This is a genomic window from Kitasatospora sp. NPDC059462, assembly GCF_042749955.1.
Classification (GTDB): domain Bacteria; phylum Actinomycetota; class Actinomycetes; order Streptomycetales; family Streptomycetaceae; genus Kitasatospora.
Genome location: NZ_JBHYUU010000002.1, coordinates 12,408 through 39,352, shown reverse-complemented (window position 1 = coordinate 39,352; position 26,945 = coordinate 12,408). Strand labels below are relative to the sequence as shown.

At 73.7% G+C, this 26,945-nt stretch carries 29 protein-coding genes; 25 read left to right on the top strand and 4 right to left on the bottom strand.

What is annotated here, in order from left to right; all coding sequences use genetic code 11:
* Positions 1–37: 37 nt before the first annotated feature.
* Genes hisD through hisF form a run of 8 tightly spaced genes read left to right on the top strand, consistent with a single transcriptional unit; the run spans position 38 to position 5,810 of the window.
* A complete protein-coding gene (hisD, locus tag ACFXAM_RS00930) occupies positions 38–1,345 on the top strand; it encodes a histidinol dehydrogenase (protein WP_380286813.1) in 1,308 nt (435 codons plus the stop codon).
* On the top strand, positions 1,342–2,442 hold the full coding sequence (locus tag ACFXAM_RS00925; protein WP_380286812.1) for a histidinol-phosphate transaminase: 1,101 nt from the start codon (positions 1,342–1,344) through the stop codon (positions 2,440–2,442). Before hisD ends, ACFXAM_RS00925 begins: the two co-directional genes overlap by 4 nt.
* A gap of 6 nt (positions 2,443–2,448) precedes the next feature.
* Positions 2,449–3,042 (top strand): imidazoleglycerol-phosphate dehydratase HisB, encoded by a 594-nt coding sequence (gene hisB, locus ACFXAM_RS00920; protein ID WP_380286811.1) that lies wholly within the window; start codon positions 2,449–2,451, stop codon positions 3,040–3,042.
* Positions 3,039–3,191, top strand: coding sequence for a hypothetical protein (locus ACFXAM_RS00915; protein WP_380286810.1), 153 nt, complete (start codon positions 3,039–3,041; stop codon positions 3,189–3,191). The genes hisB and ACFXAM_RS00915 overlap by 4 nt, the downstream gene beginning before the upstream one ends.
* 33 nt (positions 3,192–3,224) lie before the next feature.
* Positions 3,225–3,860, top strand: coding sequence for an imidazole glycerol phosphate synthase subunit HisH (gene hisH / locus ACFXAM_RS00910; RefSeq protein ID WP_380286809.1), 636 nt, complete (start codon positions 3,225–3,227; stop codon positions 3,858–3,860).
* A 20-nt stretch (positions 3,861–3,880) separates the two neighbouring features.
* Complete coding sequence (gene priA, locus ACFXAM_RS00905) at positions 3,881–4,606, top strand: bifunctional 1-(5-phosphoribosyl)-5-((5-phosphoribosylamino)methylideneamino)imidazole-4-carboxamide isomerase/phosphoribosylanthranilate isomerase PriA (RefSeq protein ID WP_380286808.1); 726 nt, start codon at positions 3,881–3,883, stop codon at positions 4,604–4,606.
* A complete protein-coding gene (locus ACFXAM_RS00900) occupies positions 4,603–5,043 on the top strand; it encodes a Rid family hydrolase (RefSeq protein ID WP_380286807.1) in 441 nt (146 codons plus the stop codon). The genes priA and ACFXAM_RS00900 overlap by 4 nt, the downstream gene beginning before the upstream one ends.
* On the top strand, positions 5,040–5,810 hold the full coding sequence (gene hisF, locus ACFXAM_RS00895) for an imidazole glycerol phosphate synthase subunit HisF (RefSeq protein ID WP_380286805.1): 771 nt from the start codon (positions 5,040–5,042) through the stop codon (positions 5,808–5,810). Before ACFXAM_RS00900 ends, hisF begins: the two co-directional genes overlap by 4 nt.
* Here hisF and ACFXAM_RS00890 read toward each other — a convergent pair.
* From ACFXAM_RS00890 to ACFXAM_RS00875, 4 genes are all read right to left on the bottom strand, one after another.
* On the bottom strand, positions 5,770–6,537 hold the full coding sequence (locus tag ACFXAM_RS00890; protein WP_380286804.1) for a Crp/Fnr family transcriptional regulator: 768 nt from the start codon (positions 6,535–6,537) through the stop codon (positions 5,770–5,772). The two genes, hisF and ACFXAM_RS00890, sit on opposite strands and share 41 nt — an antisense overlap.
* Before the next feature lie 61 nt (positions 6,538–6,598).
* Entirely contained in the window at positions 6,599–7,384 is a 786-nt protein-coding gene (locus ACFXAM_RS00885) for a VOC family protein (RefSeq protein ID WP_380286802.1), read from the bottom strand.
* Positions 7,385–7,504: 120 nt separating this feature from the next.
* Positions 7,505–8,143 (bottom strand): TIGR03085 family metal-binding protein, encoded by a 639-nt coding sequence (locus tag ACFXAM_RS00880; protein ID WP_380286801.1) that lies wholly within the window; start codon positions 8,141–8,143, stop codon positions 7,505–7,507.
* Between the two features lie 82 nt (positions 8,144–8,225).
* Entirely contained in the window at positions 8,226–8,876 is a 651-nt protein-coding gene (locus tag ACFXAM_RS00875) for a hypothetical protein (protein ID WP_380286800.1), read from the bottom strand.
* A gap of 168 nt (positions 8,877–9,044) precedes the next feature.
* Here ACFXAM_RS00875 and hisI point away from each other — a divergent pair, with 168 nt between their 5' ends.
* From hisI to ACFXAM_RS00790, 17 genes are all read left to right on the top strand, one after another.
* Entirely contained in the window at positions 9,045–9,416 is a 372-nt protein-coding gene (gene hisI / locus ACFXAM_RS00870; protein ID WP_329882099.1) for a phosphoribosyl-AMP cyclohydrolase, read from the top strand.
* Positions 9,417–9,472: 56 nt separating this feature from the next.
* A complete protein-coding gene (locus ACFXAM_RS00865) occupies positions 9,473–10,987 on the top strand; it encodes an anthranilate synthase component I (protein WP_380286799.1) in 1,515 nt (504 codons plus the stop codon).
* Positions 10,988–11,053: 66 nt separating this feature from the next.
* Positions 11,054–11,500 carry a hypothetical protein gene (locus ACFXAM_RS00860; RefSeq protein ID WP_380286798.1) on the top strand — a complete coding sequence of 149 codons (447 nt, stop codon included), beginning with the start codon at positions 11,054–11,056 and terminating at the stop codon, positions 11,498–11,500.
* Positions 11,501–11,520: 20 nt separating this feature from the next.
* Entirely contained in the window at positions 11,521–12,165 is a 645-nt protein-coding gene (locus tag ACFXAM_RS00855; RefSeq protein ID WP_380286797.1) for a TIGR02234 family membrane protein, read from the top strand.
* Positions 12,166–12,327: 162 nt separating this feature from the next.
* Entirely contained in the window at positions 12,328–12,576 is a 249-nt protein-coding gene (locus tag ACFXAM_RS00850) for an HGxxPAAW family protein (RefSeq protein WP_380286796.1), read from the top strand.
* A gap of 90 nt (positions 12,577–12,666) precedes the next feature.
* The gene (locus ACFXAM_RS00845; protein ID WP_380286795.1) at positions 12,667–13,119 is read left to right on the top strand and encodes a DUF2752 domain-containing protein; all 453 of its coding nucleotides are present in this window, start codon (positions 12,667–12,669) and stop codon (positions 13,117–13,119) included.
* Between the two features lie 189 nt (positions 13,120–13,308).
* Entirely contained in the window at positions 13,309–14,115 is an 807-nt protein-coding gene (trpC, locus tag ACFXAM_RS00840; protein WP_380286794.1) for an indole-3-glycerol phosphate synthase TrpC, read from the top strand.
* 10 nt (positions 14,116–14,125) lie between these two features.
* Complete coding sequence (gene trpM, locus ACFXAM_RS00835; RefSeq protein ID WP_350543990.1) at positions 14,126–14,275, top strand: tryptophan biosynthesis modulator TrpM; 150 nt, start codon at positions 14,126–14,128, stop codon at positions 14,273–14,275.
* Positions 14,276–14,330: 55 nt separating this feature from the next.
* Entirely contained in the window at positions 14,331–15,590 is a 1,260-nt protein-coding gene (gene trpB / locus ACFXAM_RS00830; RefSeq protein ID WP_380286793.1) for a tryptophan synthase subunit beta, read from the top strand.
* Between the two features lie 2 nt (positions 15,591–15,592).
* Positions 15,593–16,402, top strand: coding sequence for a tryptophan synthase subunit alpha (trpA, locus tag ACFXAM_RS00825; RefSeq protein WP_380286792.1), 810 nt, complete (start codon positions 15,593–15,595; stop codon positions 16,400–16,402).
* 210 nt (positions 16,403–16,612) lie between these two features.
* Positions 16,613–16,909, top strand: coding sequence for a hypothetical protein (locus tag ACFXAM_RS00820; protein ID WP_380286791.1), 297 nt, complete (start codon positions 16,613–16,615; stop codon positions 16,907–16,909).
* A gap of 120 nt (positions 16,910–17,029) precedes the next feature.
* On the top strand, positions 17,030–17,491 hold the full coding sequence (locus ACFXAM_RS00815; RefSeq protein WP_380286790.1) for a MauE/DoxX family redox-associated membrane protein: 462 nt from the start codon (positions 17,030–17,032) through the stop codon (positions 17,489–17,491).
* 69 nt (positions 17,492–17,560) lie between these two features.
* Positions 17,561–18,424: a DsbA family protein gene (locus tag ACFXAM_RS00810; protein WP_380286789.1), complete on the top strand. Its 864-nt coding sequence runs from the start codon at positions 17,561–17,563 to the stop codon at positions 18,422–18,424.
* Positions 18,425–18,579: 155 nt separating this feature from the next.
* Positions 18,580–19,551 (top strand): prolipoprotein diacylglyceryl transferase, encoded by a 972-nt coding sequence (lgt, locus tag ACFXAM_RS00805; protein WP_380286788.1) that lies wholly within the window; start codon positions 18,580–18,582, stop codon positions 19,549–19,551.
* A gap of 169 nt (positions 19,552–19,720) precedes the next feature.
* Positions 19,721–20,443 (top strand): VIT1/CCC1 transporter family protein, encoded by a 723-nt coding sequence (locus tag ACFXAM_RS00800; protein ID WP_380286889.1) that lies wholly within the window; start codon positions 19,721–19,723, stop codon positions 20,441–20,443.
* A 444-nt stretch (positions 20,444–20,887) separates the two neighbouring features.
* The gene (gene gltB, locus ACFXAM_RS00795; RefSeq protein WP_380286888.1) at positions 20,888–25,489 is read left to right on the top strand and encodes a glutamate synthase large subunit; all 4,602 of its coding nucleotides are present in this window, start codon (positions 20,888–20,890) and stop codon (positions 25,487–25,489) included.
* Positions 25,482–26,942, top strand: a complete 1,461-nt coding sequence (locus tag ACFXAM_RS00790) for a glutamate synthase subunit beta (protein WP_380286787.1) — start codon at positions 25,482–25,484, stop codon at positions 26,940–26,942. Before gltB ends, ACFXAM_RS00790 begins: the two co-directional genes overlap by 8 nt.
* Positions 26,943–26,945: the final 3 nt, after the last annotated feature.

Below are 26,945 nucleotides of genomic sequence, written 5' to 3'. Positions count from 1 at the left end.
GGACCGCCGGTTCCGGCCACTCCTTACACTGGGTGGCGTGATCTCTCGAATCGATCTGCGCGGCTCGCTCGACGACCCGCGCGACCTGCTGCCCCGTGCCGACTTCGACGTCGCGGCCGCCCTGGAGAAGGTGCGTCCGATCGCCGAGGACGTGCATCATCGCGGGGTCGCGGCGCTGATCGAGATCACCGAACGCTTCGACGGCGTGCGGCTGGAGACCACCCGGGTGCCGGCCGGGCAGATCTCCGAGGCCCTGGAGGGGCTGGACCCGAAGGTGCGCGCCGCGCTGGAGGAGTCGATCCGCCGCGCCCGCATCGTGCACGGGGACCAGCGCCGCGAGGGGCACACCACCCAGGTGGTGCCGGGCGGCAGGGTGACCCAGCGCTGGGTGCCGGTCGACCGGGTCGGGCTGTACGTGCCGGGCGGTCTGGCCGTCTACCCGTCCTCCGTTGTGATGAACGTGGTGCCGGCCCAGGAGGCGGGCGTGCGCGGCATCGCGGTGACCTCCCCGCCGCAGAAGGCCTTCGGCGGCCGGGTGCACCCGACCATTCTGGCGGCCTGCGCGCTGCTCGGCGTCACCGAGGTGTACGCGGTCGGCGGCGCCCAGGCGGTCGCCATGTTCGCGCTCGGCACCGAGGAGTGCGAGCCGGTGAACATGGTCACCGGCCCCGGCAACATCTACGTGGCCGCCGCCAAGCGCTACTTCGCCGGGCGGATCGGCATCGACTCGGAGGCCGGCCCGACCGAGATCGCCGTCCTCGCCGACGACAGCGCCGACCCGGTGGACGTCGCCGCCGACCTGATCAGCCAGGCCGAGCACGGCCCGACCTCCGGCTCGGTGCTGGTCACCGACTCGGTGGCGCTGGCCGACGCGGTCGAGGCCGAGCTGAAGGCGCAGGTCGCCCGCACCCGGCACAGCGAGCGGGTGGCCGAGGCGCTGGGCGGCCGGCAGTCCGGCATCATCCTGGTCGACGACCTGGAGCAGGGCCTGACCGTGGTCAACGCCTACGCGGCCGAGCACCTGGAGATTCAGACCCGGGACCCGCACGCCGTCGCCGCGAAGGTCCGCAACGCCGGCGCGATCTTCCTCGGCCGGTTCACCCCGGTCTCGCTCGGCGACTACGCGGCCGGCTCCAACCACGTGCTGCCCACCGGCGGCTGCGCCTGCCACTCCTCGGGGCTGTCCGTGCAGACCTTCCTGCGCGGCGTCCAGGTCGTCGAGTACGACCGCGAGGCGCTGGCCGGCATCGCCGAGCACGTCGTCAACCTGGCGGACGCCGAGGACCTGCCCGGTCACGGCGACGCGATCAAGGCCCGATTCGGATGGAGTGTGCCGGGCGCGTGACGAAGATCGACGACCTCCCCGTCCGGGACGAGCTGCGCGGCCAGTCGCCCTACGGCGCCCCGCAGCTCGACGTCCCGGTCCAGCTGAACACCAACGAGAACCCGTACCCGCTCCCCGAGGAGCTGGTCGCCCGGATCGCCGAGCGGGTCGCCGAGGCCGCCCGCGACCTCAACCGCTACCCCGACCGGGACGCGGTCGAGCTGCGCGACGGCCTGGCGGCGTACCTCACCCGCACCACCGGCCACACCGTCGCCCGGGCGAACGTCTGGGCCGCCAACGGCTCCAACGAGGTGCTGCAGCAGCTGCTGCAGACCTTCGGCGGCCCCGGCCGCACCGCCCTCGGCTTCGAGCCCTCGTACTCGATGCATGCGCTGATCTCCCGCGGCACCGGCACCGGCTGGATCTCCGGCCCGCGCAACGCCGACTTCACCATCGACCTGGACGCGGCCGTCGCGGCGATCGCCGAGCACCGCCCGCACGTGGTGTTCGTCTGCTCGCCGAACAACCCGACCGGCACCGCCGTGGACGCCGGCACCGTGCTGCGGCTGTACGAGGCCGCGCAGGCCGCCCGGCCCAGCCTGGTGGTGGTCGACGAGGCCTACGTCGAGTTCTCGCACCGCGCCTCGCTGCTGTCGCTGATCGGGGGCCGCCCCAACCTGGTGGTCTCGCGCACCATGTCCAAGGCCTTCGGCGCGGCCGGGCTGCGCCTGGGCTACCTCGCCGCCGACCCGGCGGTGGTGGACGCGGTGCAGCTGGTCCGCCTGCCCTACCACCTGTCGGCCGTCACCCAGGCGACCGCACTGGCCTGCCTGGAGCACACCGACACCCTGCTCGGCTACGTCGGCCGGCTCAAGGACGAGCGCGACCGGCTGGTCGAGGCGCTGCGCGGGCTCGGCCTGGAGGTGACCGACTCGGACGCCAACTTCGTCCAGTTCGGCCGCTTCGCCGACACCCACGCCGTCTGGCAGGCCATCCTCGACCACGGCGTCCTGGTCCGTGACAACGGCGTTCCCGGCTGGCTGCGCGTCACCGCCGGCACCCCCGCCGAGAACGACGCCTTCCTGGACGCCGTCGCCACCGTGATCAAGGAGCTGTAACCCCGAATGACCCGCATCGGACGCGTCGAGCGCACCACCAAGGAGACCTCCGTCCTGGTCGAGATAGACCTGGACGGCACCGGCAAGACCGACATCTCCACGGGGGTCGGCTTCTACGACCACATGCTCGACCAGCTCGGGCGCCACGGCCTCTTCGACCTCACCGTGAAGACCGACGGCGACCTGCACATCGACACCCACCACACCATCGAGGACACCGCCCTCGCGCTCGGCGCCGCCTTCAAGCAGGCGCTCGGCGACAAGGTCGGCATCTACCGGTTCGGCAACTGCACCGTGCCGCTGGACGAGTCGCTCGCCCAGGTGACCGTCGACCTCTCCGGCCGCCCCTACCTGGTGCACAGCGAGCCGGAGAAGATGGCGCCGATGATCGGCACCTACGACACCACCATGACCCGGCACATCCTGGAGTCCTTCGTGGCCCAGGCCCGGATCGCCCTGCACGTCCACGTGCCGTACGGGCGCAACGCGCACCACATCGTGGAGTGCCAGTTCAAGGCGCTGGCCCGGGCCCTGCGCTACGCCGCCGAGCGCGACCCGCGCGCGGCCGGCATCCTCCCGTCGACCAAGGGTGCGCTGTGAGCAAGGCCGCGATCGTCCTCATCTTCGCCGGGCTCTTCCTGACCGGCGGGGTCATCTCGTTCTGGAAGCAGAAGCAGTCCAAGGGCGTCATCCTCGTGCTCGCGCTGGGCGCGGTGATGTGCCTGGGCTCGGGCCTCATGCGCCTGTAACCGTCGAGCGAACGAAAGACTGGACACCTGAACATGGGCAAGAACGTCGTGGTGCTCGACTACGGCTCGGGCAACCTCCGCTCGGCGCAGCGCGCCCTGGAGCGGACCGGGGCGAACGTCACCGTCACCTCCGACTACCAGGCCGCGATGGACGCCGACGGTCTGCTCGTCCCCGGCGTCGGCGCCTTCGAGGCCTGCATGCGCGGTCTGAAGTCGGTCCGCGGGGACTGGATCATCGGGCGCCGGCTGGCCGGCGGCCGGCCGGTCATGGGCATCTGCGTCGGCATGCAGATCCTGTTCGAGAAGGGCGTCGAGCACGGCGTGGAGACCGCCGGCTGCGACGAGTGGCCGGGCACGGTGGAGCCGCTGGAGGCGCCGGTCGTGCCGCACATGGGCTGGAACACCGTCGACGCCCCCGAGGGCAGCCGGATGTTCGCCGGCCTGGACGCGGACACCCGCTTCTACTTCGTCCACTCCTACGGGGTGCGCAGCTGGGAGCTGGAGGCGCACAGCGCGCGGATCAACCCGCCGCTGGTCACCTGGGCCACCCACGGGCAGCCGTTCGTCGCGGCCGTCGAGAACGGTCCGCTGTGGGCCACCCAGTTCCACCCCGAGAAGTCCGGCGACGCCGGCGCCGCCCTGCTGACCAACTGGGTCAGCACCCTCTGACGACGGAAGAGTTTCAGATCATGAGCCGCCTCGAACTGCTGCCCGCCGTCGACGTCCGGGACGGCCAGGCCGTCCGCCTGGTCAAGGGCGCCTCCGGCACCGAGACCTCCTTCGGCGAGCCGCTCGCCGCCGCCCTCGCCTGGCAGGACGCCGGCGCCGAGTGGCTGCACCTGGTCGACCTCGACGCCGCCTTCGGCACCGGCTCCAACCGGGACCTGGTGCGCGAGATCACCGAGACCCTGGACATCAAGGTCGAGCTGTCCGGCGGCATCCGCGACGACGCGTCGCTGGCCGCCGCCCTGGCCACCGGCTGCACCCGGGTCAACCTCGGCACCGCCGCCCTGGAGAGCCCCGAGTGGGTCGCCAAGGCCATCGCCGAGCACGGCGAGCGGATCGCCGTCGGCCTGGACGTGGTCGGCACCACGCTGCGCGGCCGCGGCTGGACCAGCGAGGGCGGCCAGCTCTTCGACGTGCTGGCCCGCCTCGACGCCGAGGGCTGCGCCCGCTACGTGGTCACCGACGTCAACCGGGACGGCACCCTGACCGGCCCCAACCTGCAGCTGCTGCGCGACGTCTGCGCCGCCACCGACCGGCCGGTGGTGGCCTCCGGCGGTGTCTCCTCGCTGGACGACCTGCGGGCGATCGCCGGCCTGGTCGGCGAGGGAGTCGAGGGCGCCATCGTGGGCAAGGCACTCTACGAGCAGAAGTTCACCCTCGGAGAGGCGTTGGAGGCGGTTTCGGGATGACGGAACGTCGGATCGTACGCGGCCGGGTCGGCGGGTTCTCGCACTGGGAGGACCTCCTCGGCGCGTCGCAGGCGGTCGCCGCCGGGGACCACGTCCACGTGGCCGGTGCCCGGCCGCTGGTGGACGGGGTGCTGTCCGGCGAGGGCGACCCCTACGAGCAGGCGAAGGCCGCCTTCGGCAACGCGCTGGAGGCCCTGGCCGCGTACGGTCTGACGGCGGACGACGTGGTCCGCACCCGGATGTACCTCACCCACGCCCGTGACATCGACGCGGCGGGCCGCGCCCACCACGAGCTCTTCGGCGCGGTGCGCCCGGCGGCCGCCGTGGTGGTGGTCGAGAGCCTGGTCGACTCGCGGATGCTCGTCGAGACCGAACTCGACGCCCACCGCGCCGGACTCGCCGCAACCCTGGAAGCTCTGGAAGGCAATCAGCCGTGACCCTCGCAGTACGTGTCATCCCCTGCCTGGACGTCGACGCCGGCCGCGTGGTCAAGGGCGTCAACTTCCAGAACCTGCGCGACGCCGGGGACCCGGTCGAGATGGCCAAGCTCTACGACGCCGAGGGCGCCGACGAGCTGACCTTCCTCGACATCACCGCCTCCTCCGGCGACCGCGAGACCACCTACGACGTGGTGCGCCGCACCGCCGAGCAGGTCTTCATCCCGCTGACCGTCGGCGGCGGCATCCGCGCCGTCGAGGACGTCGACAAGCTGCTGCGGGCCGGTGCCGACAAGGTCGGCGTGAACACCGCCGCCATCGCCCGGCCCGAGCTGGTCCGGGAGATCGCCCAGCGGTTCGGCCGCCAGGTGCTGGTGCTCTCGGTGGACGCCCGCCGCTGCCCCGAGGGCACCGAAACCGCCTCCGGCTTCGAGGTCACCACGCACGGCGGCCGCAAGGGCACCGGCCTGGACGCCGTCGAGTGGGCCGGGCGCGCCGCCGAGCTGGGCGCGGGCGAGATCCTGCTCAACTCGATGGACGCCGACGGCACCAAGGACGGCTACGACCTGGAGCTGATCCGGGCCGTCCGCAAGAGCGTGTCGGTGCCGGTGATCGCCTCCGGCGGGGCCGGCAAGCTCGCCGACTTCGCCCCGGCGGTGGAGGCGGGCGCGGACGCGGTGCTGGCCGCCAGCGTCTTCCACTTCGGCGACCTGCGGATCGGCGAGGTCAAGGACGCGCTGCGGGAGGCCGGGCACCCGGTCCGCTAGCCGGCCGGGCGTCCTCGGCGAGCTCCAGCAGGCCGGGCAGCGAGAGCACGGTGGTGCTGCGCCGGCCCAGCCGGATCAGGCCCCGGCCGGCCAGCTCGTGCAGCGCGTGGTGGACCCGGCGCTCGCCGGCGCCGGTCAGGGCGGCCAGCTCGGCCTGGGTCAGCCGCGGGCGCACCGTGATGCCGGTGCCGTGCGGGCCGGTGGTGCCGTACCGCCGGGCCAGGTCGGCGAGCTGGCCGGCGAGCCGCTGCAGCACGGGCTCGGAGGCGAGGCCGACCAGCCGGCGGGTGGTGACCCGGCCGCGGTGCACCAGGCAGCGGCTCAGGGCGATGCCGGCCGGGGCGTGGGCGCCGAGCCAGTGCAGCCAGTCGGGCTGGGAGATCCGGCGCACGGTGACCGGTCCGGCCGCGGTCACGGTCGCCGAGCGGGGTCGGCCGTCGAGGGCGGCCGCCTCGCCGACCACGTCCCCGTACGCGCGGACGTCCAGCAGGGCGGTCGCGCCCGCGGTGTCCTCGACGGTGGCCTTGGCGAAGCCGGTCAGCAGCAGCAGGACGAAGCCGCCGAGGTCCCGGTCGAGGATCAGCGTCTCGCCGTGGGCGTGGGCGCGCCGGGTGCCCAGCCGCAGGACGGCCCGCTCGGCGGCGAGCGCGGCGGGCGAACCGTCGCGGCGCAGCTCGGCCAGCAGGGTGCCCTCGGGCCAGCCCCCGTCCGCTCCCGCGTGCCGCACGGCCCACCCCCTGCGCTGCTCGTCCGCGAAGATAGCGCAGGGGGCGGGGCCGTGGAAGCGGTCAGGAATCCTTCGGCGGCTCGCCCTTGATCAGCGCGAACGGGGCGCCGAACGGGTCGGCCAGCCAGGCGAGCCGGCCGACGTCCGGGACGTCCTCCGGGCCCATCAGCACGGTGCCGCCGGCGCCGGTGGCCCGGGAGACCACGCCGTCCACGTCGGAGGCGCCGAAGTACGGCGTCCAGCTGGGCGGCTGGGCCTCGTCCAGCACCGGGGCGATGCCGCCGAAGGAGGTGGCCCGCAGGTCGCCCCCGGCCGGGGAGACCACCTTGTACGTCATACCGGGCGCGGGGAAGTCCTCGGAGCGCCAGCCGAACACCGTCCGGTAGAAGGCGAAGCCCGCGTCCACCGGGCTGGTGTGCAGCTCGACCCAGATCAGCGCGCCGTCCTCGGAGACGACGTCCAGACCGGGCACCGCGGCGGGCTGCCAGACCGCGAACCGGGCGCCCTGCGGGTCGGTCAGCTGGGCCATCCGCCCGGCGTCCATCACGTCGAGGGCCGGGACCCGGACGGCGCCGCCGGCCCGCTCGACGGCCGTGCAGGTGGCCTCGGCGTCGGGTGCGTGGAAGTACGTCGTCCAGGCGGACCGCGCGCCCTCCTCGGTGAGCGGGCCCACGGCCGCGGCCGTCTTCCCGTCCAGCTGGAGGAAGCCGTAGCCACCGGCCTCCGGGCCGGCGGACCGGAAGGTCCAGCCGAAGACCGTGCCGTAGAAGGCGGCGGCGGCGGCCGGGTCCGGGCTGCCGAGGTCGATCCAGCAGGGGGAACCGGCGGGGAAGTCGGTGGTGAGCATGGTGTCGCGTCCCTTCGAGGCAGGCAGACGGGTACGACCGGCCGGGCGGGCGTACCCGCCCGGCCGCTGCCACCTGCGAGTCTGCACCCCGCCACCGACATCCGCAGCCGGGGCGGCCGGCTACGGGAGCGGCAGCACGTGGCGCAGCGCCTCGACGGCGTCCGGGTCGCCGTCCACCGTCAGCTCGGCGCGGGCGCCGCGGCCGTAGACGAAGAGCAGCAGCTCGCCCGGCTCCCCGGTGATCCGCACCGTCGGCCGGCCGGCCGGGCCGATGGTCGGACCGGTGCCGTCCGGGCGGCTCAGCTCCAGCCGCACCGGGGAGCGGCGGCCCGCCTCCAGCCGGGCGATCAGCGGCAGCCGGCGCCAGAGCGCCTCGGCCCGGCCGGGCGGCACGGGCTGCGGCCCGGGGCCGTCACCGGCCCGGGCGACGTCCTCGGCGTGCACGTAGTACTCGACGGTGTTGGCCGCCTCGTCCGCGCCGGGCAGCGAGAACAGCGAGAGGACCGGCGGGCCGGAGCGGAACAGCCGGACCAGCTCCTCGTAGGGCCGCTCGGCGTACGACTCCTGCACCCGGCGGGTCCGGCCCGCCAGCGGCCCGATCCGGATGCCGGCGGCGGCGTCCGGCCGCCGCTCGCGGATCACCAGGTGGGCGGCGAGGTCCCGGGTGGACCACCCGGCGCAGAGGGTGGGCGCGTCCGGCCCGGCGGCGGCCAGCAGTTCGGCCAGACGGTGGCGCTCGGCGTGGGCGTGGTTCGACATGCCTCCACCCTAGGGTCTGTCCCTTGGATCCGTGCCGGCTCCGAGACGATCCGCCGCCCGCCATCGGCGGGCTGACGGCGGGTCAGCGCAGCTGGCCGGTCAGCTTGGTGGAGCCGGTGCGGTTGCTCGCCGTCAGGATGCAGGTGTAGTCCCGCCAGCCCTGCTGGTAGAAGGTGTAGCTCGGGCCCACCGGATAGCTGTAGTACGGCCCGCCGCCGCCCTGCCGGGCCTCGGCGGCGGCCTGGGCCTCCTTGCAGCCGTCCCGCATCGCGTTGGCGACCTGGTAGTCGCCGGACAGCCCCTCGGGCAGCAGCTGGTCGGCGATCGCCTCGCCGTCGTGCTTCTCCTCGCAGGGGCGGGGCTCCGGCTTGGTGACGGTCTTGCTCAGCTGCGGGTGGTCCAGGCAGCTGCCGACGGGGAAGAAGCTGTACGGCACCACCTTGGTCGGCGTCGGCGTCGGCGTGGGCGTCGGCGTCGGGGTGGGGGTCGGTGTGGGCGTGGGGGTCGGGGTGGCCGTGGTGGGGGAGGGCGGCGGCGGCTTGGGCGCCGGCGCGTCCTCGGGCCACAGCAGGACCGTCGCCACCACCGCGAGCAGGACCGCCAGCACCGCCACGACGGCGATCAGCAGGCCCCGGGACGGCCGGGTGTCGGAGGTGCCCCCCGGGCGGGGGCGGTCGTCGTCGCCGTCGTCCGGCGGCCCGGCCGGTCCGGAAGCGCGCTGCTCGGAGGTCATGACCACGAGAATGGCGCAGAGCGGGGCCGTGCGGCAGGCGGTTTCCACAACTCGTTCGATCGGATGGTCGGCCCGGCGCCCGGCGGGCCGGTCCGCCGCGGCCGGAGGGGCCCGGCCGTGATCCGGACGGCTGCCCGGCGGCCCGGACCGGGCTGACACAATGGCCCCATGTCCACCACACCCGCCGCCCCCGGTTCCACCGCCCTGGCCCCCGAGATCGCCGCCCGGCTCAAGCGCACCGAGGACGGCCTGCTCCCGGCCGTCGCGCAGCAGTACGACACCGGCGAGGTGCTGATGCTCGGCTGGATGGACGACGAGGCGCTGCACCGCACCCTCACCACCGGCCGCTGCACCTACTGGAGCCGCAGCCGCCGGGAGTACTGGGTGAAGGGCGACACCTCCGGCCACGTCCAGCAGGTCAAGTCGGTCGCGCTGGACTGCGACGGCGACACCCTGCTGGTCAAGGTGGACCAGACCGGCGCGGCCTGCCACACCGGCGACCGCACCTGCTTCGACGCCGACGTGCTCCCGCTCGGCTGACCGCCCGCCCGGCCGACCCACCCCTTCCGTCCCTCCGTCGTAAGGTGCCGCCCGCCATGGACCTCGAAGCCTTCCGCAAGCTCGCCGTCGACACCCGGGTCATCCCGGTCACCCGCAGGCTCCTCGCGGACGGCCTCACCCCGATCGGCCTGTACCGCAGCCTCGCCGCCGAGCGCCCCGGCACCTTCCTGCTGGAGTCCGCCGAGCAGGGCCGCAGCTGGTCGCGCTACTCCTTCGTCGGCGTACGCAGCGCCGCCACCCTGACCGCGGGACCGGACGGCGAGGCCCGCTGGCTCGGCACCCCGCCGGTCGGCATCCCCACCACCGGCGACCCGCTGGAGGTGCTGCGCGCCGCGCTGCGGGCCCTGCACACCCCGCGCCACGCCGACGACGGCCTGCCCCCGCTCACCGGCGGTCTGGTCGGCTACCTCGGCTACGACGTGGTGCGCCGGCTGGAGAAGCTGCCCGACCTCAACCCCGACGACCTGAAGCTGCCCGAGCTGACCCTGCTGCTCGCCACCGACCTCGCGGTGCTCGACCACGCCGACGGCACCGTGCTGCTGATCGCCAACGCGGTCAACCACAACGACCTGGCGAGCGGCGTCGACGAGGCCCACGCGGACGCCGTGGCCCGGCTCGACGCGATGGAGGCCGACCTGCTCAAGCCGGTCGACCCGGGCCTGGCCACCTTCACCCCGAGCGGCCCCGGCGAGGTCCGCTCGCCGTTCGGCGGGGAGCCCTACCGGGCCGCGGTGGAGGAGATCAAGGAGCGGATCCGGGCCGGCGAGGCGTTCCAGGTGGTGCCCTCGCAGCGGTTCGAGGCGCCCTGCCCGGCCTCCGCGCTCGACGTCTACCGGGTGCTGCGCACCACCAACCCGAGCCCGTACATGTACCTGTTCCGCTTCCCCGGCCCGGACGGCGGCGCCGAGGGCGGTTTCGACGTGGTCGGCTCCAGCCCGGAGGCCCTGGTCAAGGTCACCGACGGCGCGGCGATGCTGCACCCGATCGCCGGCACCCGGCACCGCGGCGCCACCCCGCACGAGGACGCCGAGCTGGCCGCCGAACTGCTCGCCGACCCCAAGGAGCGCGCCGAGCACCTGATGCTGGTCGACCTCGGGCGCAACGACCTCGGCCGGGTCTGCGAGCCGGGCAGCGTCGAGGTCGTCGACTTCATGCAGATCGAGCGCTACAGCCACGTCATGCACATCGTCTCCACGGTGACCGGCAAGGTCGCCGAGGGACGGACCGCCTTCGACGTGCTGACCGCCTGCTTCCCGGCCGGCACCCTGTCCGGCGCGCCCAAGCCGCGGGCGATGCGGATCATCGAGGAGCTGGAGCCCACCCGCCGCGGCCTGTACGGCGGCTGCGTCGGCTACCTGGACTTCGCGGGGGACTCCGACACCGCGATCGCCATCCGCACCGCGGTGCTGCGCGACGGCACCGCGTACGTCCAGGCCGGCGCCGGTGTGGTGGCCGACTCCGACCCGCACGGCGAGGACACCGAATGCCGCAACAAGGCCGCCGCCGTCCTGCGCGCGGTCGCCACGGCGAATACGCTGCGTAGGCCGTAGGACACGCCCCAGGACGTGGGCCCCCGCGCGGCCCGCGGGGGCCGCCGCAGCGGAAGGGACAGCAGGATGCCGGACGTGCAGCGGCGGATCGTGACCGCCGCCAGGGAGCAGCTCGTGCGGCAGCCGGGCGGCCACGGCGGCGTCCTCGCGGACGTGCGCCTGGAGGGGCGGGCGGCCGCGCTGGTGCTGCTCGCACCCGGGGCGGTGCCGGACCCGGCCGGGCACTACCGGGCGGTGGACGCGCTGGTGGTGCTGGACGTGCTCCCGGCGCCGGAACGGGCCGAACGCCACCGCTTCCACGCCGCCGCGGGCGTCCCGCTGTACGTCGTGGTGGACCCGGCGGAGAGGGTCTGCACGGTGCACAGCCGTCCGCTGCCCGGCACCGGGTACCGGGAGGCGGAGCGGGTGCCCTTCGGCAACGACCTGTTCCTGCCGCTGGGGGAGCGGACACTGGTGCTGGAGACGGGCGGCTTCCCCACCGAGCCGCCCACCCCGGGTGCGGCGGCGGGGTGAGGACGGGGGACACTGGAGCGGTGAGCGCCGAAGCCCCTGCCGACACCGTGACCGCCGACCCCGACCCCGCCGCCGCGACCGCGCCCGCCGCGCGGGCCGGGCGGCGCACCCTCGGGGTGATGCTGCTGCTCACCGTGCTGGGCGCGGTGCTGGTGCTGACCGCCGCAGGCCGGGTCTGGGCCGAGGGGACGGCGGGGACCCTGGAGGTCTCCGTCACCGGCGGGAAGATCTCCGAACTGCCCGCCGGGCTGGCGCTGGTGGCGCTGGCGGCGGCGGTGGCGGTGTTCGCGGTGCGCGGCGCCGGCCGGATCGCGGTGGGGGCGCTGACCGTACTGGCCGGGCTGGGCGCGGCGGCCGCCGCCGCGGCGGGCGCCGGGGACACCGGCGCGCTGGACGCCGAGGCGGCCCGCAAGCTCGCGCTCACCGGCTCGGCCGCGACCGGGGTCGGGCACACCGGCTGGCCGTGGGTGGCGCTGCTGGGCGGGCTGCTGCTGGCGCTGGCCGGGCTGCTGACCGCCCGGTACGGGCGCGGCTGGCCGGCCATGGGCAGCCGCTACGAGGCGCCCGCCGGCAAGGCGCCGGTGAAGCGGCGGCCGGCCGCCGCGGAGAGCCCGGCGGACCTGTGGAAGGCGCTGGACCGGGGCGAGGACCCGACGGCGCGCTGACCGGCGCGGACGCGGGCGGAGCACTGTGACGCGATAGACCCGCCACCCCCTTTGGGGCGCCGGTGTGTGGCCCGGCACAATGGAGACGTCCATGGGACACGTCAACCCGGGAGGGGCCGAGCAGGCCCGGCCGGGCCCCCGAGAGCGTAGGAGCACCATCCAATGGCAGCAGCAGCACACGGCCACACCACCGCCGCCTGGACCGGCGTGACCATCTCGTTCCTCGGCTTCTGCGTCGCGGGCGTCGCGATGATCCTGCCGTCGGTGCTGCTCACCTGGGCCGGCCTGGCGGTCGTCCTGCTCGGCGGCGTGGTCGGCAAGGCCATGTCGATGGCGGGCATGGGCAAGCAGCCCAGCACCAACGTGTACACCCACGAGGAGCAGGCCGCGCTGGCCGCCGCCTCCGCCTGACCGACCGGCGCTTCGCGTGAACGGCGGCCCACGGGCCGCCGTTCCGCGTGTCCCGGTGGGGCCGGAAACGTGCCGCGGCGGGGCACAATCATGGGCGTGAACGCCGCCCCCGCCCCCACCGCCTCCGCCCGGCCCTCCGCGCCGCGCCGGCTGGTGCCGCCGCTGGCCGCAGCGGCCGCCGTGGCCCTCCCCGCCGGGTACGTCGCCGCGGTGGACCCGAACGTCCCCGGGCACTACCCCGACTGCCCCTTCCTGGCGGCCACCGGCTGGTGGTGTCCCGGCTGCGGGGGGCTGCGCTGCGTGCACGCGCTGGCCCACGGGGACCTCAGCGGGGCGCTGCACGACAACGCCGTGGCGGTGCTGCTGTTCGCCGTGCTGGCGGTGCTCTGGGTGCGCTGGCTCTGGGCGGCGGTGCGCGCCCTGCCCGGCCCCCGGCCGGCGCTCGGGGCCCGGCGCTGGGTGCTGGTGGGGCTGCTCGTCCTCGTCTTCACGGTGGTCCGCAACCTGCCGATCGGGGCCGGCCTGGCCCCGCCGCCGGTCTGACCGCCGGGGTGGCGATGGTGTGAAGCCGCAGTTCGCGGGGGTGTCCGGGGGTCCGTACCGTGAGACGCGCGCCGGGCGGATGCGCTGTGCGCTCCCCCTTGCCGATACCATCGAAGGGCCGGAGGCCCGCTGGTCGTCCGGCTCCTCGCCAGCAGGACCAGGACTGGCAGACATGATGGGGGCGCCCGAGTGAGTGTGCTCGACTCGATCGTCGAAGGGGTCCGCGAGGACCTCGCCGAGCGGCAGGCCCGGGTCTCGCTGGACGAGCTCAAGGAGCTCGCCGCCAAGGCGCCGGACGCCAAGGACGGCGTGGCGGCGCTGCGCGGCGACGGTGTCCGGGTGATCTGCGAGGTCAAGCGCTCCAGCCCGTCGAAGGGCGCGCTGGCCGCGATCGCGGACCCGGCGTCGCTGGCGATCGACTACGCGGCCGGCGGTGCCGCCGCGATCAGCGTGCTGACCGAGCAGCGCCGCTTCGGCGGGTCGCTGGCCGACCTGGACGCCGTCCGGGCCGCGGTGGACACCCCGCTGCTCCGCAAGGACTTCATCGTCACCGCCTACCAGCTGTGGGAGGCCCGCGCGCACGGCGCCGACCTCGCGCTGCTGATCGTCGCGGCCCTCGACCAGCCGGCCCTGGTGTCGCTGATCGAGCGGGCCGAGTCGATCGGCCTCACCCCGCTGGTCGAGGTGCACGACGAGGAGGAGATCAAGCGCGCGGTGGACGCCGGCGCGCGGATCATCGGCGTCAACGCCCGCAACCTCAAGACCCTTGAGGTGGACCGCAACACCTTCGGCAACGTCGTCCACGCGATCCCGGACGGCGTCGTCAAGGTCGCCGAGTCCGGGGTGCGCGGCCCGCTGGACGTCATCTCCTACGCCAACCTGGGCGCGGACGCGGTGCTGGTCGGCGAGTCGCTGGTGACCGGCAAGGACCCGCGGGCCGCGGTGGCCGACCTGGTCGCGGCCGGCGCCCACCCGGCGATCCGGCACAAGGACTGATCCCGCCGCCATGAAGATCGCCACCCGTCTCGCCCCCGGCTGCCGCCCGCGCGGCTGCCGCGCGCCCGCGCGGCGGGTGCTGGGCCGGCGGGTGCGGTACGTCATCGGCTGCGAGCCCGGGCAGGTGCCGGGGCGGCGATGGCGCGCGACGTCCGGCTGATCGCAGCCGGCGGACGTCACCGTCAACCGTCGTCATCTTCCCGAGGGACTTCACCATGTCCGAACGGTCCGAGAAGGACTACCTGCCCGGCGCCGAGGTGCCGGACGCGCGCGGCTACTTCGGCGCGTACGGCGGCCGCTTCATCCCGGAGGCGCTGGTCGCCGCCGTGGAGCAGGTCGCCGAGGAGTACGAGAAGGCCAAGGCCGACCCGGCCTTCGCCGCCGAGCTCGACGCGCTGCTCAAGGACTACACCGGCCGGCCCAGCCCGCTGACCGATGTGCGGCGGTTCTCCGCCGAGGCCGGCGGCGCGCGCATCCTGCTCAAGCGCGAGGACCTCAACCACACCGGCTCGCACAAGATCAACAACGTGCTGGGCCAGGCCCTGCTCACCAAGCGGATGGGCAAGACCCGGATCATCGCCGAGACCGGCGCCGGCCAGCACGGCGTGGCCACCGCCACCGCCTGCGCCCTGTTCGGTTTCGACTGCACCATCTACATGGGTGAGGTCGACACCCGGCGCCAGGCGCTGAACGTCGCCCGGATGCGGATGCTCGGCGCCGAGGTGGTGGCCGTGACCTCCGGCAGCCGCACCCTCAAGGACGCCATCAACGAGGCGTTCCGCGACTGGGTCGCCAACGTGGACTCCACCCACTACCTGTTCGGCACCGTGGCCGGGCCGCACCCGTTCCCGATGATGGTCCGCGACTTCCACCGGGTCATCGGCGTGGAGGCGCGCGAGCAGGTCCTGGAGCGCACCGGGCGGCTGCCCGACGCGGTCGTCGCCTGCGTCGGCGGCGGCTCCAACGCGATGGGCATCTTCCACGAGTTCATCCCGGACGCCGGGGTGCGCCTGATCGGCTGCGAGGCGGCCGGCGAGGGCGCCGAGACCCCGCGGCACGCGGCCACCCTCACCAAGGGCGACCCGGGCGTGCTGCACGGCTCGCGCACCTACGTCCTGCAGGACGAGGACGGCCAGACCATCGAGTCGCACTCGATCTCGGCCGGCCTCGACTACCCGGGCGTCGGCCCGGAGCACGCCTGGCTGAAGGACACCGGCCGGGCCGAGTACCGCCCGGTCACCGACGACGCCGCCATGCAGGCGCTGCGGCTGCTGTCCCGCACCGAGGGCATCATCCCGGCGATCGAGAGCGCGCACGCGCTGGCCGGCGCCCTGGAGCTGGGCCGCGAGCTCGGGCCCGAGGCCACCGTCCTGGTCTCGCTCTCCGGGCGCGGCGACAAGGACATGCACACCGCCGCCGAGTACTTCGGCCTCTACGACGAGCCGGGCGCCGGCTCCGCCCACGGGGGTAAGTGACCATGGCTTCGAAGCTCAGTGGCGTCCTCGCCGCCGCCAAGGCGGAGGACCGCGCCGCGCTGATCGGCTACCTGCCGGCCGGCTTCCCGTCGGTGGACGGCGGCATCCGCGCGGTCGGCGCGCTGGTCGAGGGCGGCTGCGACGTCGTCGAGATCGGCCTGCCACACTCCGACCCGGTGCTGGACGGCCCCACCATCCAGACCGCCGACGACATCGCGCTGCGGGCCGGCGTGCGGATCAAGGACGTGCTGCGCACCGTCCAGGAGGTCGCCGCCGCGCACCCCGCCGCGGCGGTGCTGGTGATGACCTACTGGAACCCGGTGGACCGGTACGGCGTCGCGCGGTTCGCCGCCGACCTCGCCGCGGCCGGCGGGGCGGGCTGCATCCTGCCGGACCTTCCGGTGGAGGAGTCCGAGGAGTGGCGCAAGGCGGCCGGGGAGCACGGTCTGGACACCGTGTTCGTGGTCGCGCCGAGCAGCAAGGACAAGCGGCTGGCCGAGGTCACGGCAGCCGGCAGCGGCTTCGTGTACGCGGCCGCGGTGATGGGCGTGACCGGCAGCCGGGCGCAGGTCGGCGAGCTGGCCGAGGACCTGGTCGCCCGGACCAGGGCCACCACCGAGCTGCCGGTCTGCGTCGGCCTCGGCGTGTCGACCCGGGAGCAGGCCGCCCAGGTGGCCGGGTTCGCGGACGGCGTGATCGTCGGCTCGGCGTTCGTGCAGCGGATCCTGGACGCCGACGGGGACGAGCCGGCCGCGCTGGCGGCGGTGCGCGAACTGGCCGGCGAACTGGCGCAGGGCGTCCGCCGGCGGTAGACCACCCCTCCCGCGCGGTGCCCGACGGCCCGCCACCCCGCCCGGGGTGGCGGGCCGTCGGCGTTCCCGGACCCGTTCGGTCACCCCCTCGACCCGAACGGGTGAACAGTGGCGGGCACGCGCACCAGCCCGCGGTTGGGCGGCGTTGAGTGGAGGGACGAGTGCACGAGCGACGTGCCCGGGGGCCAAGCGAGCGGAAGGGGTCGGCCGATGCCCGGTCTTCAGCGAGCCGTGCTGCTGCGGGCGGCCGCGGCCGCGCTGGCGCTCGGCGCCGCGCTCGGGGCGCAGTGCGCGGTCGGGCCGGCGCTGGCCAGGCGGGGGGTGGAGCGCGCCGAGCGGGACGCCTACGTCTGCGCGGAGGCGGTCCGGATGGAGGCGGCGGCCGCGCGGGCGGGCCGCCCGGCCCCCGCCGGGTCCGGCGGCTCCGGGCGCACCGACCGGCACGACGTCGACCGGCACGACCTGGGATGGCCGTTCGGCTGCGACCCTGACCACTCGTTAGGGTGAAACCACCTCAGAACATATCAACCTTCACTCTTTTGGCTTAACTCCGAAAACCGGAGGAACCCGGCGTCCCCGGGAGCGGTTCATAGGGGCGTGACGGTGTTTCCCGAGGGGGTTGTCCGGATGGCCGGGCCGGCGACGGAGTGGATCGGCACGGCCGCCCGGCTGGGCCTGGCCGTGGTCTGGGGCTGGGCCGGGCTGGCGAAGATCGCCGACCCGGCGGAGGCCGCCCAGGCGGTGCGCGCGTACGAGATCCTGCCCGAGTCCCTGGTCAAACCGGTGGGCCACGGGCTGCCCTTCCTGGAGCTGGCGCTCGCCCTGCTGCTGCTGGCCGGCCTGGGCACCCGGGTGGCCGCGGCGGTCTCCGCGGTGCTGCTGCTCGCCTTCATCGGGGGCATCGCCTCCGCCTGGGCGCGCGGCATCTCGATCGACTGCGGCTGCTTCGGCGGCGGCGGGGCGGTCGACGCCTCGCAGACCGAGTACCTGCAGGAGATCCTGCGCGACACCGGGTTCCTGGTGCCGGCCGGCTGGCTGCTCCGGTGGCCCCGCACCAAGTTCTCGGTGGACGGCCTGCTGGCGGGCTGAGCGCCCGCCCCACCCTCCCCGGACCCCGCCACCCGCACCCCCACCCCCGAACCTGGAATTCCAAGGCTGATGAGCGAGAAGAACCGAGAAGGCAAGCGCACCGCCCGTGAGCGGATGCTGGCGGAACGCGCCGAGGAGGAGGTCCGCGGCCGGCGGAAGCGCAAGCTGGTCATCGGCGGAGTGGCGCTCGCGGTGATCGCCGCCGCGGTGGTCACCGGCGTCGTGGTGCAGGACCAGCGCTCCACGCCGGAGACCCCCACCGCCGTACCGGCCGGCACGATCGGGGACAAGAACCTGGTCGTCCCGGTCGGCTCGGACAACGCGCCGTCCGTCCTCACCGTCTACGAGGACCCGCGCTGCCCCGCCTGCGGCGTCTTCGAGCGGGAGTTCTCGCCCACCATCAGCCAGCTGGAGGACGCGGGCAAGATCTTCACCAACTACCACATCGTCTCGTTCATCGACCGGGCCGTGCCGGGCAAGGGCTCCAAGTACGCCGCCAACGCGCTCGGCTGCGCCCAGGACGCCGGGCACTTCCGCGACTACCACGACGTCCTCTACCGCAACCAGCCGGACGAGACCAACGACGCGTTCGGGAACAAGGCGACCCTGATCAACCTCGCCAAGCAGGTCGACGGCCTGGTCACGCCGGCCTTCGAGTCCTGCGTCAACGACCTGAAGTTCGGCGACTGGGTGTCCGCGGTGCAGCAGGACTTCGACAAGTCCAACTTCAAGTCCACGCCGACCGTGCTGCTCAACGGCCAGCCGATCTACCCCAAGTTCAACAACGAGGAGATCACCCCGGCCAACCTGGTCGCGTGGGTGGACGCCGCCAACCAGGGCAAGCAGCTGGGCACCCCGGGCAGCCACGGCCAGTCGCCCGCGCCCACCAGCACCGCCTCGGAGGCCAACAACCCCTCGCCCAACGCCGGCTGAACCGGGCGCGTACGCTGCGGGGTGGCCGCCGCCCCCTCCCCGTCCGGAGGGGGCGGCGCCGGGCCGTGCTCCGGGCCCGCGCGCCGATCTGTGCCCGACTGTGACCCGCCGGGGTGTCCTGGACGGGCCGCCGACCCTGTAGCGTCGGAGCTGCCATGGATATCGCCTACATTCCCAGCCCGTCGCGGGGTGTCCTGTACCTCGGACCGATCCCGCTGCGCGCCTACGCCTTCTGCATCATCCTCGGTGTCGTCGTGGCCGTCTGGCTCGGCAGCAAGCGCTGGGTCGCCCGGGGCGGCGGCCGCCACACCGTCGGCGACATCGCGGTCTGGGCCGTGCCGTTCGGCCTGGTCGGCGGCCGGCTGTACCACGTGATCACCGACCACCAGCTGTACTTCGGCGAGGGGAAGAACCCCTGGAACGCCTTCAAGATCTGGGAGGGCGGCCTCGGCATCTGGGGCGCGATCGCGCTGGGCGCGGTCGGCGCCTGGATCGGCGCCCGCCGCCGCGGTGTCCCGCTGCCCGCCTACGCCGACGCGATCGCCCCGGGCATCGCGCTCGCCCAGGCGCTCGGCCGCTGGGGCAACTGGTTCAACCAGGAGCTGTACGGGCGGGAGACCACCCTGCCGTGGGGCCTGGAGATCACCAAGACGCTCCCCGGCGGTGAGGTGGTCACCACGATCCACCACCCCACCTTCCTCTACGAGTCGCTCTGGTGCGTGGGCGTCGCCGCCCTGGTGATCTGGGCGGACAAGCGGTTCACCCTGGGCCACGGGCGGGCCTTCGCGCTGTACGTGGCCGGGTACACGGCGGGCCGGTTCTGGACCGAGTGGCTGCGGGTCGACGAGGCGCACCACATCCTCGGCCTGCGGCTGAACGACTGGGTGGCGATCCTCGTCTTCCTCGGCGCGGTGGCGTACTTCGTGGTCGTCGGGAAGAAGCGGCCCGGCCGGGAGGACCCGGCGAGCATCGACCCGATGGCGCGCGCCGAGGCGGAGGCCGCGGCGCCGGCCGACGAGCCCGGGAACGACCGGCCGGAGGGCGACCGGCCGACGGACGACCGGCCGCAGGACGGCCGCGCCGAGAAGTCCGACCCGCTGGAGAAGGGTGCCAAGCACCCGGCCTGACCTGCACCGACCCCCGCTCCCGGCCGCCCCGCACCCCGTGCGCAGGGCGGCCGGAGCCATGTTCGGACAGCCTTACTTTGCTGGAAATGCCCAGCTCAACAGGGCTACGGTCGACAGGTAAGGCGATCGGACCGATGGACGGAGGGGAACGGCCGTGACTGCGACCGCCCTGGAACACGAGAGCGGACACCACCCCCGGATACCCGCCGCCGGGCACCACCGGGACGTCAACGGCGGCTGGCTGCGCCCGGCGGTGTTCGGCGCGATGGACGGCCTGGTCTCCAACTTCGCGCTGATGACCGGTGTGGTCGGCGGCGCCGTCTCCAGCAGCACCGTCGTGCTCACCGGCCTCGCCGGGCTGGCGGCCGGCGCCTGCTCGATGGCGGCGGGCGAATACACCTCGGTGGCGTCCCAGCGGGAGCTGGTGCAGGCCGAGATCGAGGTCGAGCGGCTGGAGCTGCGCCGCAACCCGCACGGCGAGCTGGCCGAGCTGACCCAGCTGTACGTCGAGCGCGGGGTCGACCCGGACCTCGCCCACGAGGTGGCGCGGCAGCTGTCCGCCGACCCGGAGCAGACGCTGGCGATCCACGCCCGGGAGGAGCTGGGCGTCGACCCCGACGACCTGCCCTCGCCGTGGGTGGCGGCCGGTTCCTCGTTCGTCTGCTTCGCGGTGGGCGCGCTGCTGCCGCTGCTGCCGTACCTGCTGGGCGCGACCTCGCTGCTGCCGGCGCTGCTGGTCGCGGCGGCCGGCCTGTTCGCCTGCGGGGCGGTGGTGGCCCGGGTGACGGCGCGCAGCTGGTGGTACAGCGGCGTGCGGCAGCTGGCGCTGGGCGGGATCGCGGCCGGGGTGACCTACCTGCTGGGCGCGCTGATCGGCGGGCAGGTCGGCTGACGGCCGGACGGGCCGCCGCAGGGGACGGCCGGGCACTGTGCCGTTGCATTGTTATGCAGCCGAACGGGTGAGGTTGCACACACGGTCGCCCGGCCGCGCCTGGCCTTGTCTCGCCATGTGGGCCCATGGGCCGAAGAATCGCATCCCCCGGTCACGTTCCGGGATGGAATCGCAGGCCGCTCCGACGGGCCACCGGAATCGCGGGATTTCGGCCCTGTTTCAGGCCCTGGAGGGCCGGGCACAATCGTCGGGACGTGCGGTGTGGCACGTCCCCTCACCCACCCGGTGACCTGCGGATCAGTCCGCGATGTGGACGCAATACTCCGCTTCCCGGGACCTTCGGCATCATGTAACGTGCGTGCCTCAATCGCATCAGGGCCAACGTCGTCCCTACTGCACCAGTTTCGAAAGACGACGACGGGAGAGCCGATGCTGTCTGCATCCATGCACTCCGCCAACGAGCCCCAGGCCGGCGCCGCCCGCCCGCCGTACGCGCTCGTTCCGGATGCGCGACCTGCTGCTCAGGGCCTGTACGACCCGCGTAACGAGCACGACGCCTGTGGCGTCGGATTCGTCGCCACGCTGACCGGCACCGCCGACCACACCGTCGTCGAGCAGGCGCTGACCGTCCTGCGCAACCTGGAGCACCGCGGCGCCACCGGCGCCGAGCCGGACTCCGGCGACGGCGCGGGCATCCTCACCCAGATCCCGGACGCCTTCCTGCGCGCCAAGGTCTCCTTCGACCTCCCGGAGGCCGGGTCCTACGCGGTCGGCATCGCCTTCCTGCCCGACGCCGACGACGAGGACGCCGCCGCCGTCGCCCGGATCGAGGCGATCGCGGCCGAGGAGGACCTCACCGTCCTCGGCTGGCGCGACGTCCCGGTCACCCCCGACCTGCTGGGCGCCACCGCGCGCGGCGTGATGCCGCGCTTCCGCCAGCTCTTCCTGGCCGGCGAGGGCAAGGCCGGCCTCGCGCTGGACCGGATCGCCTTCGTGGTCCGCAAGCGCTCCGAGCGCGAGGCCGGGGTCTACTTCCCCTCGCTGTCCGCGCGCACCATCGTCTACAAGGGCATGCTGACCACCGGCCAGCTGGAGCCCTTCTTCCCCGACCTGTCGGACCGGCTCTACGCCTCCGCGCTCGGCCTGGTGCACTCGCGCTTCTCCACCAACACCTTCCCCAGCTGGCCGCTCGCCCACCCGTACCGGTTCGTCGCGCACAACGGCGAGATCAACACCGTCAAGGGCAACCGGAACTGGATGACCGCCCGCGAGTCGCAGCTCGCCACCGACCTCATCCCGGCCAACCGCAACGGGCAGGGCCTGGAGCGGATCTTCCCGGTCTGCACCCCGGACCACTCCGACTCGGCCTCCTTCGACGAGGTCCTGGAGCTGCTCCACCTGGGCGGCCGCTCGCTGCCGCACGCCGTGCTGATGATGATCCCGGAGGCGTGGGAGAACCACGCCACCATGGACCCGGCCCGCCGCGCCTTCTACCAGTACCACTCCAACCTGATGGAGCCCTGGGACGGCCCGGCCTGCGTCACCTTCACCGACGGCACGCAGATCGGCGCCGTGCTGGACCGCAACGGCCTGCGCCCCGCCCGCTACTGGATCACCGAGGACGGCCTGGTCGTCCTCTCCTCCGAGGTCGGCGTGCTCGACATCGAGCAGACCCGGGTGGTCAAGAAGGGCCGGCTGCAGCCCGGCCGGATGTTCCTCGTCGACACCGCCGAGCACCGCATCGTCGAGGACGAGGAGATCAAGTCGGCGCTCGCCGCCGAGCACCCCTACGAGGAGTGGGTCGCGGGCGGCCAGATCCAGCTCGCCAAGCTCCCCGAGCGCGAGCACATCGCCCACACCCACGCCTCGGTCACCCGCCGCCAGCAGACCTTCGGCTACACCGAGGAGGAGCTGCGGGTCATCCTGGCGCCGATGGCCAAGACCGGTGCCGAGGCGCTCGGCTCGATGGGCACCGACTCGCCGATCGCCGCGCTGAGCGAGAAGCCGCGCCTGCTGTTCGACTACTTCGTGCAGCTCTTCGCGCAGGTCACCAACCCGCCGCTGGACGCCATCCGCGAGGAACTCGTCACCTCGCTGCTGTCCAACCTCGGCCCCGAGGGCAACCTGCTGGCCGCCGAGGCGGCGTCCTGCCGCTCCGTCGGCATCACCTTCCCGGTGATCGACAACGACGAGCTGGCCAAGCTGGTCCACATCAACGCGGACGGCGACCAGCCCGGCCTCAAGGCCGTCACGCTGTCCGGCCTCTACAAGGTCGCCGGCGGCGGCGGGGCACTGGCCGCCCGGCTCGCCGCGATCGCCGCCGAGGCCGACGCGGCCATCGCCGACGGCGCCCGGATCATCGTGCTCTCCGACCGGCACTCCGACGCCGAACACGCCCCGATCCCCTCGCTGCTGCTCACCTCGGCGATCCACCACCACCTGATCCGCACCAAGCAGCGCACCCAGGTGTCGCTGCTGGTCGAGGCGGGCGACGTCCGCGAGGTGCACCACGTCGCGCTGCTGATCGGCTACGGCGCCGGCGCGGTCAACCCGTACCTGGCCATGGAGTCGGTCGAGGACCTGGTCGCCCAGGGCGTGTTCATCCAGGGCGCGGAGCCCGAGAGGGCGATCAAGAACCTGATCAAGGCGCTCGGCAAGGGCGTGCTCAAGGTGATGTCCAAGATGGGCATCTCCACCGTCGCCTCCTACCGCGGCGCCCAGGTCTTCGAGGCGATCGGCCTCTCCCGGGAGCTGGTGGACGCCTACTTCGCCGGCACCACGACCAAGCTCGGCGGCATCGGCCTGGAGGAGATCGCCAAGGAGACCGCCGCCCGGCACGCCAAGGCCTACCCGGCCTCCGGCATCCCGGCCGCGCACCGCGCGCTGGAGATCGGCGGCGAGTACCAGTGGCGCCGCGAGGGCGAGCCGCACCTGTTCGACCCGGACACCGTCTTCCGGCTGCAGCACTCCACCCGCAACCGCCGCTACGACATCTTCAAGCAGTACACCGACCGGGTGAACGAGCAGTCCGAGCGGCTGATGACGCTGCGCGGCCTGTTCAAGCTCGACGCGCTCGGCCGCACCCCGGTGCCGGTCGAGGAGGTCGAGCCGGTCTCCGAGATCGTCAAGCGGTTCTCCACCGGCGCCATGTCCTACGGCTCGATCTCCCGCGAGGCGCACGAGACCCTGGCCATCGCGATGAACCGCCTCGGCGGCAAGTCCAACACCGGCGAGGGCGGCGAGGACCCGGAGCGCCTGCACGACCCGGAGCGCCGCTCGGCGATCAAGCAGGTCGCCTCCGGCCGCTTCGGCGTCACCTCCGAGTACCTGGTCAACGCCGACGACATCCAGATCAAGATGGCCCAGGGCGCCAAGCCCGGCGAGGGCGGCCAGCTGCCCGGCCACAAGGTGTACCCGTGGGTCGCCAGGACCCGGCACTCCACCCCGGGTGTCGGCCTGATCTCGCCGCCGCCCCACCACGACATCTACTCGATCGAGGACCTGGCGCAGCTGATCCACGACCTCAAGAACGCCAACCCCGAGGCCCGCATCCACGTGAAGCTGGTCTCCGAGGTCGGCGTCGGCACGGTCGCGGCCGGCGTGTCCAAGGCGCACGCCGACGTCGTGCTGGTCTCCGGCCACGACGGCGGCACCGGCGCCTCGCCGCTCACCTCGCTCAAGCACGCGGGCGGCCCCTGGGAGCTCGGCCTCGCCGAGACCCAGCAGACCCTGCTGCTCAACGGCCTGCGCGACCGGATCGTGGTGCAGACCGACGGCCAGCTGAAGACCGGCCGCGACGTCGTCATCGCCGCCCTGCTGGGCGCCGAGGAGTTCGGCTTCGCGACCGCCCCGCTGGTGGTCTCCGGCTGCATCATGATGCGCGTCTGCCACCTGGACACCTGCCCGGTCGGCGTCGCCACCCAGAACCCGGTGCTGCGCGAGCGGTTCTCCGGCAAGCCGGAGTTCGTGGTCAACTTCTTCGAGTTCATCGCCGAGGAGGTCCGGGAGATCCTGGCCTCGCTGGGCTTCCGCTCCGTCGAGGAGGCCGTCGGCCACGCCGAGCACATCGACGCCGAGGCCGCGGTCGGCCACTGGAAGGCCGCCGGGCTCGACCTGGCCCCGCTCTTCCACGTGCCCGAGCTGCCCGAGGGCGCGGCCCTGCACCGCACCACCACCCAGGACCACGCGCTGGACAAGGCCCTGGACAACCAGCTGATCGACCTGGCCCAGGACGCCCTGGAGAACGGCGAGGCCGTCCGCATCCAGCTGCCGATCCGCAACGTCAACCGGACCGTCGGCACCATGCTCGGCCACCACGTGACCAAGCGGTACCGCGGCGAGGGCCTGCCGGAGGGGACCATCGACGTCACCTTCACCGGCTCGGCCGGCCAGTCCTTCGGCGCCTTCGTGCCGCGCGGCATCACGCTGCGCCTGGAGGGCGACGCCAACGACTACGTCGGCAAGGGCCTGTCCGGCGGCGTGATCGTGGTCCGTCCGGCCCGCGACGCGGCGGCGATCGGCAACGACGCGCAGAACCACGTCATCGCCGGCAACACCATCGGCTACGGCGCCACCGGCGGCCGGATCCACCTGCGCGGCAAGGCCGGTGAGCGCTTCGCCGTCCGCAACTCGGGTGCCACCCTGGTCGTCGAGGGCGTGGGCGACCATGGCCTGGAGTACATGACCGGCGGCCGGGTCGTCATCCTCGGCGAGACCGGACGCAACCTGGCGGCCGGCATGTCCGGCGGCATCGCCTACGTGCTGGACCTGCGCCCCGCGAACGTCAACAGCGGCATGGTGGGCATCGAGGCCCCGAGCGCCGCCGACCGCGAATGGCTGCGCGAGACCGTGCAGCAGCACTACGAGGAGACCGGCTCCACCGTCGCCGCCGAGCTCCTGGCGGACTGGGGCAGCGGGGTCTCCCGCTTCTCCACGATCATGCCGACCGACTACAAGGCAGTGCTCGCCGCCAAGGACGCCGCTGAGCGCGATGGCCTCTCCGAGGCCGAGACCACTCGCAAGATGATGGAGGCGGCACATGGCTGACCCCAAGGGCTTCCTGACCACGCCCAAGCAGCTGGCCGAGCGGCGTCCGGTGGACGTGCGCCTGCGCGACTGGAACGAGGTCTACGTCGAACGCAGCCTGTTGCCGATCATCACCAAGCAGGCCGGCCGTTGCATGGACTGCGGCATCCCGTTCTGCCACAACGGCTGCCCGCTCGGGAACCTCATCCCCGAGTGGAACGACCTCGCCTACCGGGACGACTGGAACGGCGCGATCGAGCGGCTGCACGCGACCAACAACTTCCCGGAGTTCACCGGGCGGCTCTGCCCGGCGCCCTGCGAGTCGGCCTGCGTGCTCGGCATCAACCAGGACGCGGTGACCATCAAGAACGTCGAGGTCACCATCATCGACAAGGCCTGGGACCGGGGCGGGGTCACCCCGCAGGTGCCCGAGCGGCTGTCCGGCAAGACGGTCGCCGTGATCGGCTCCGGGCCGGCCGGCCTGGCCGCCGCCCAGCAGCTCACCCGGGCCGGGCACACGGTGGTGGTGTACGAGCGGGCCGACCGGATCGGCGGCCTGCTGCGGTACGGCATCCCCGAGTTCAAGATGGAGAAGCGCCACATCAACCGCCGCATCGAGCAGATGCGCGCGGAGGGCACCCGCTTCCGCACCGGCGTGCACGTCGGCGAGGACCTCACCGGGCAGCAGCTGCGCGAGCGCTTCGACGCGGTGGTCGTCGCGGCCGGCGCCACCACCGCCCGCGACCTCCCGGTGCCCGGGCGCGAGCTCAAGGGCGTCCACCAGGCCATGGAGTACCTGCCGCTGGCCAACAAGGTGCAGGAGGGCGACTTCGTGGAGTCGCCGATCAGCGCCAAGGGCAAGCACGTCGTGGTCATCGGCGGCGGCGACACCGGCGCGGACTGCGTCGGCACCGCGCACCGGCAGGGGGCGGCCTCCGTCACCCAGCTGGAGATCATGCCGCGGCCCGGCGAGGAGCGGCCGGCCGGCCAGCCGTGGCCGACCATGCCGATGACCTACAAGGTCACCTCGGCGCACGAGGAGGGCGGCGAGCGGGTCTACTCCGTCTCCACCACCCACTTCACCGGCGACGAGGACGGCAACGTCCAGCAGCTGCACCTCGTCGAAGTGCAGTTCAAGGACGGGAAGTTCGAGCAGGTGCCGGGCAGCGAGCGGGCCATCCCGGCGCAGCTGGTCACCCTGGCGATGGGCTTCACCGGGACGGACGTGAAGAACGGTCTGGTCGAGCAGCTGGGCGTGGACCTCGACGCACGCGGTAATGTGGCCCGCGACGGCCGCTTCGCCACCAACGTCGATGGCGTCTACGTCTGCGGTGACGCCGGACGGGGCCAGTCGCTGATCGTCTGGGCCATCGCGGAGGGCCGCTCGGCCGCCGCGGCGGTCGACACCTACCTGGGCGGCAAGACCCCGCTGCCCGCACCGATCCGGCCGACGGACCGCCCCCTGGTGGTCTGATCC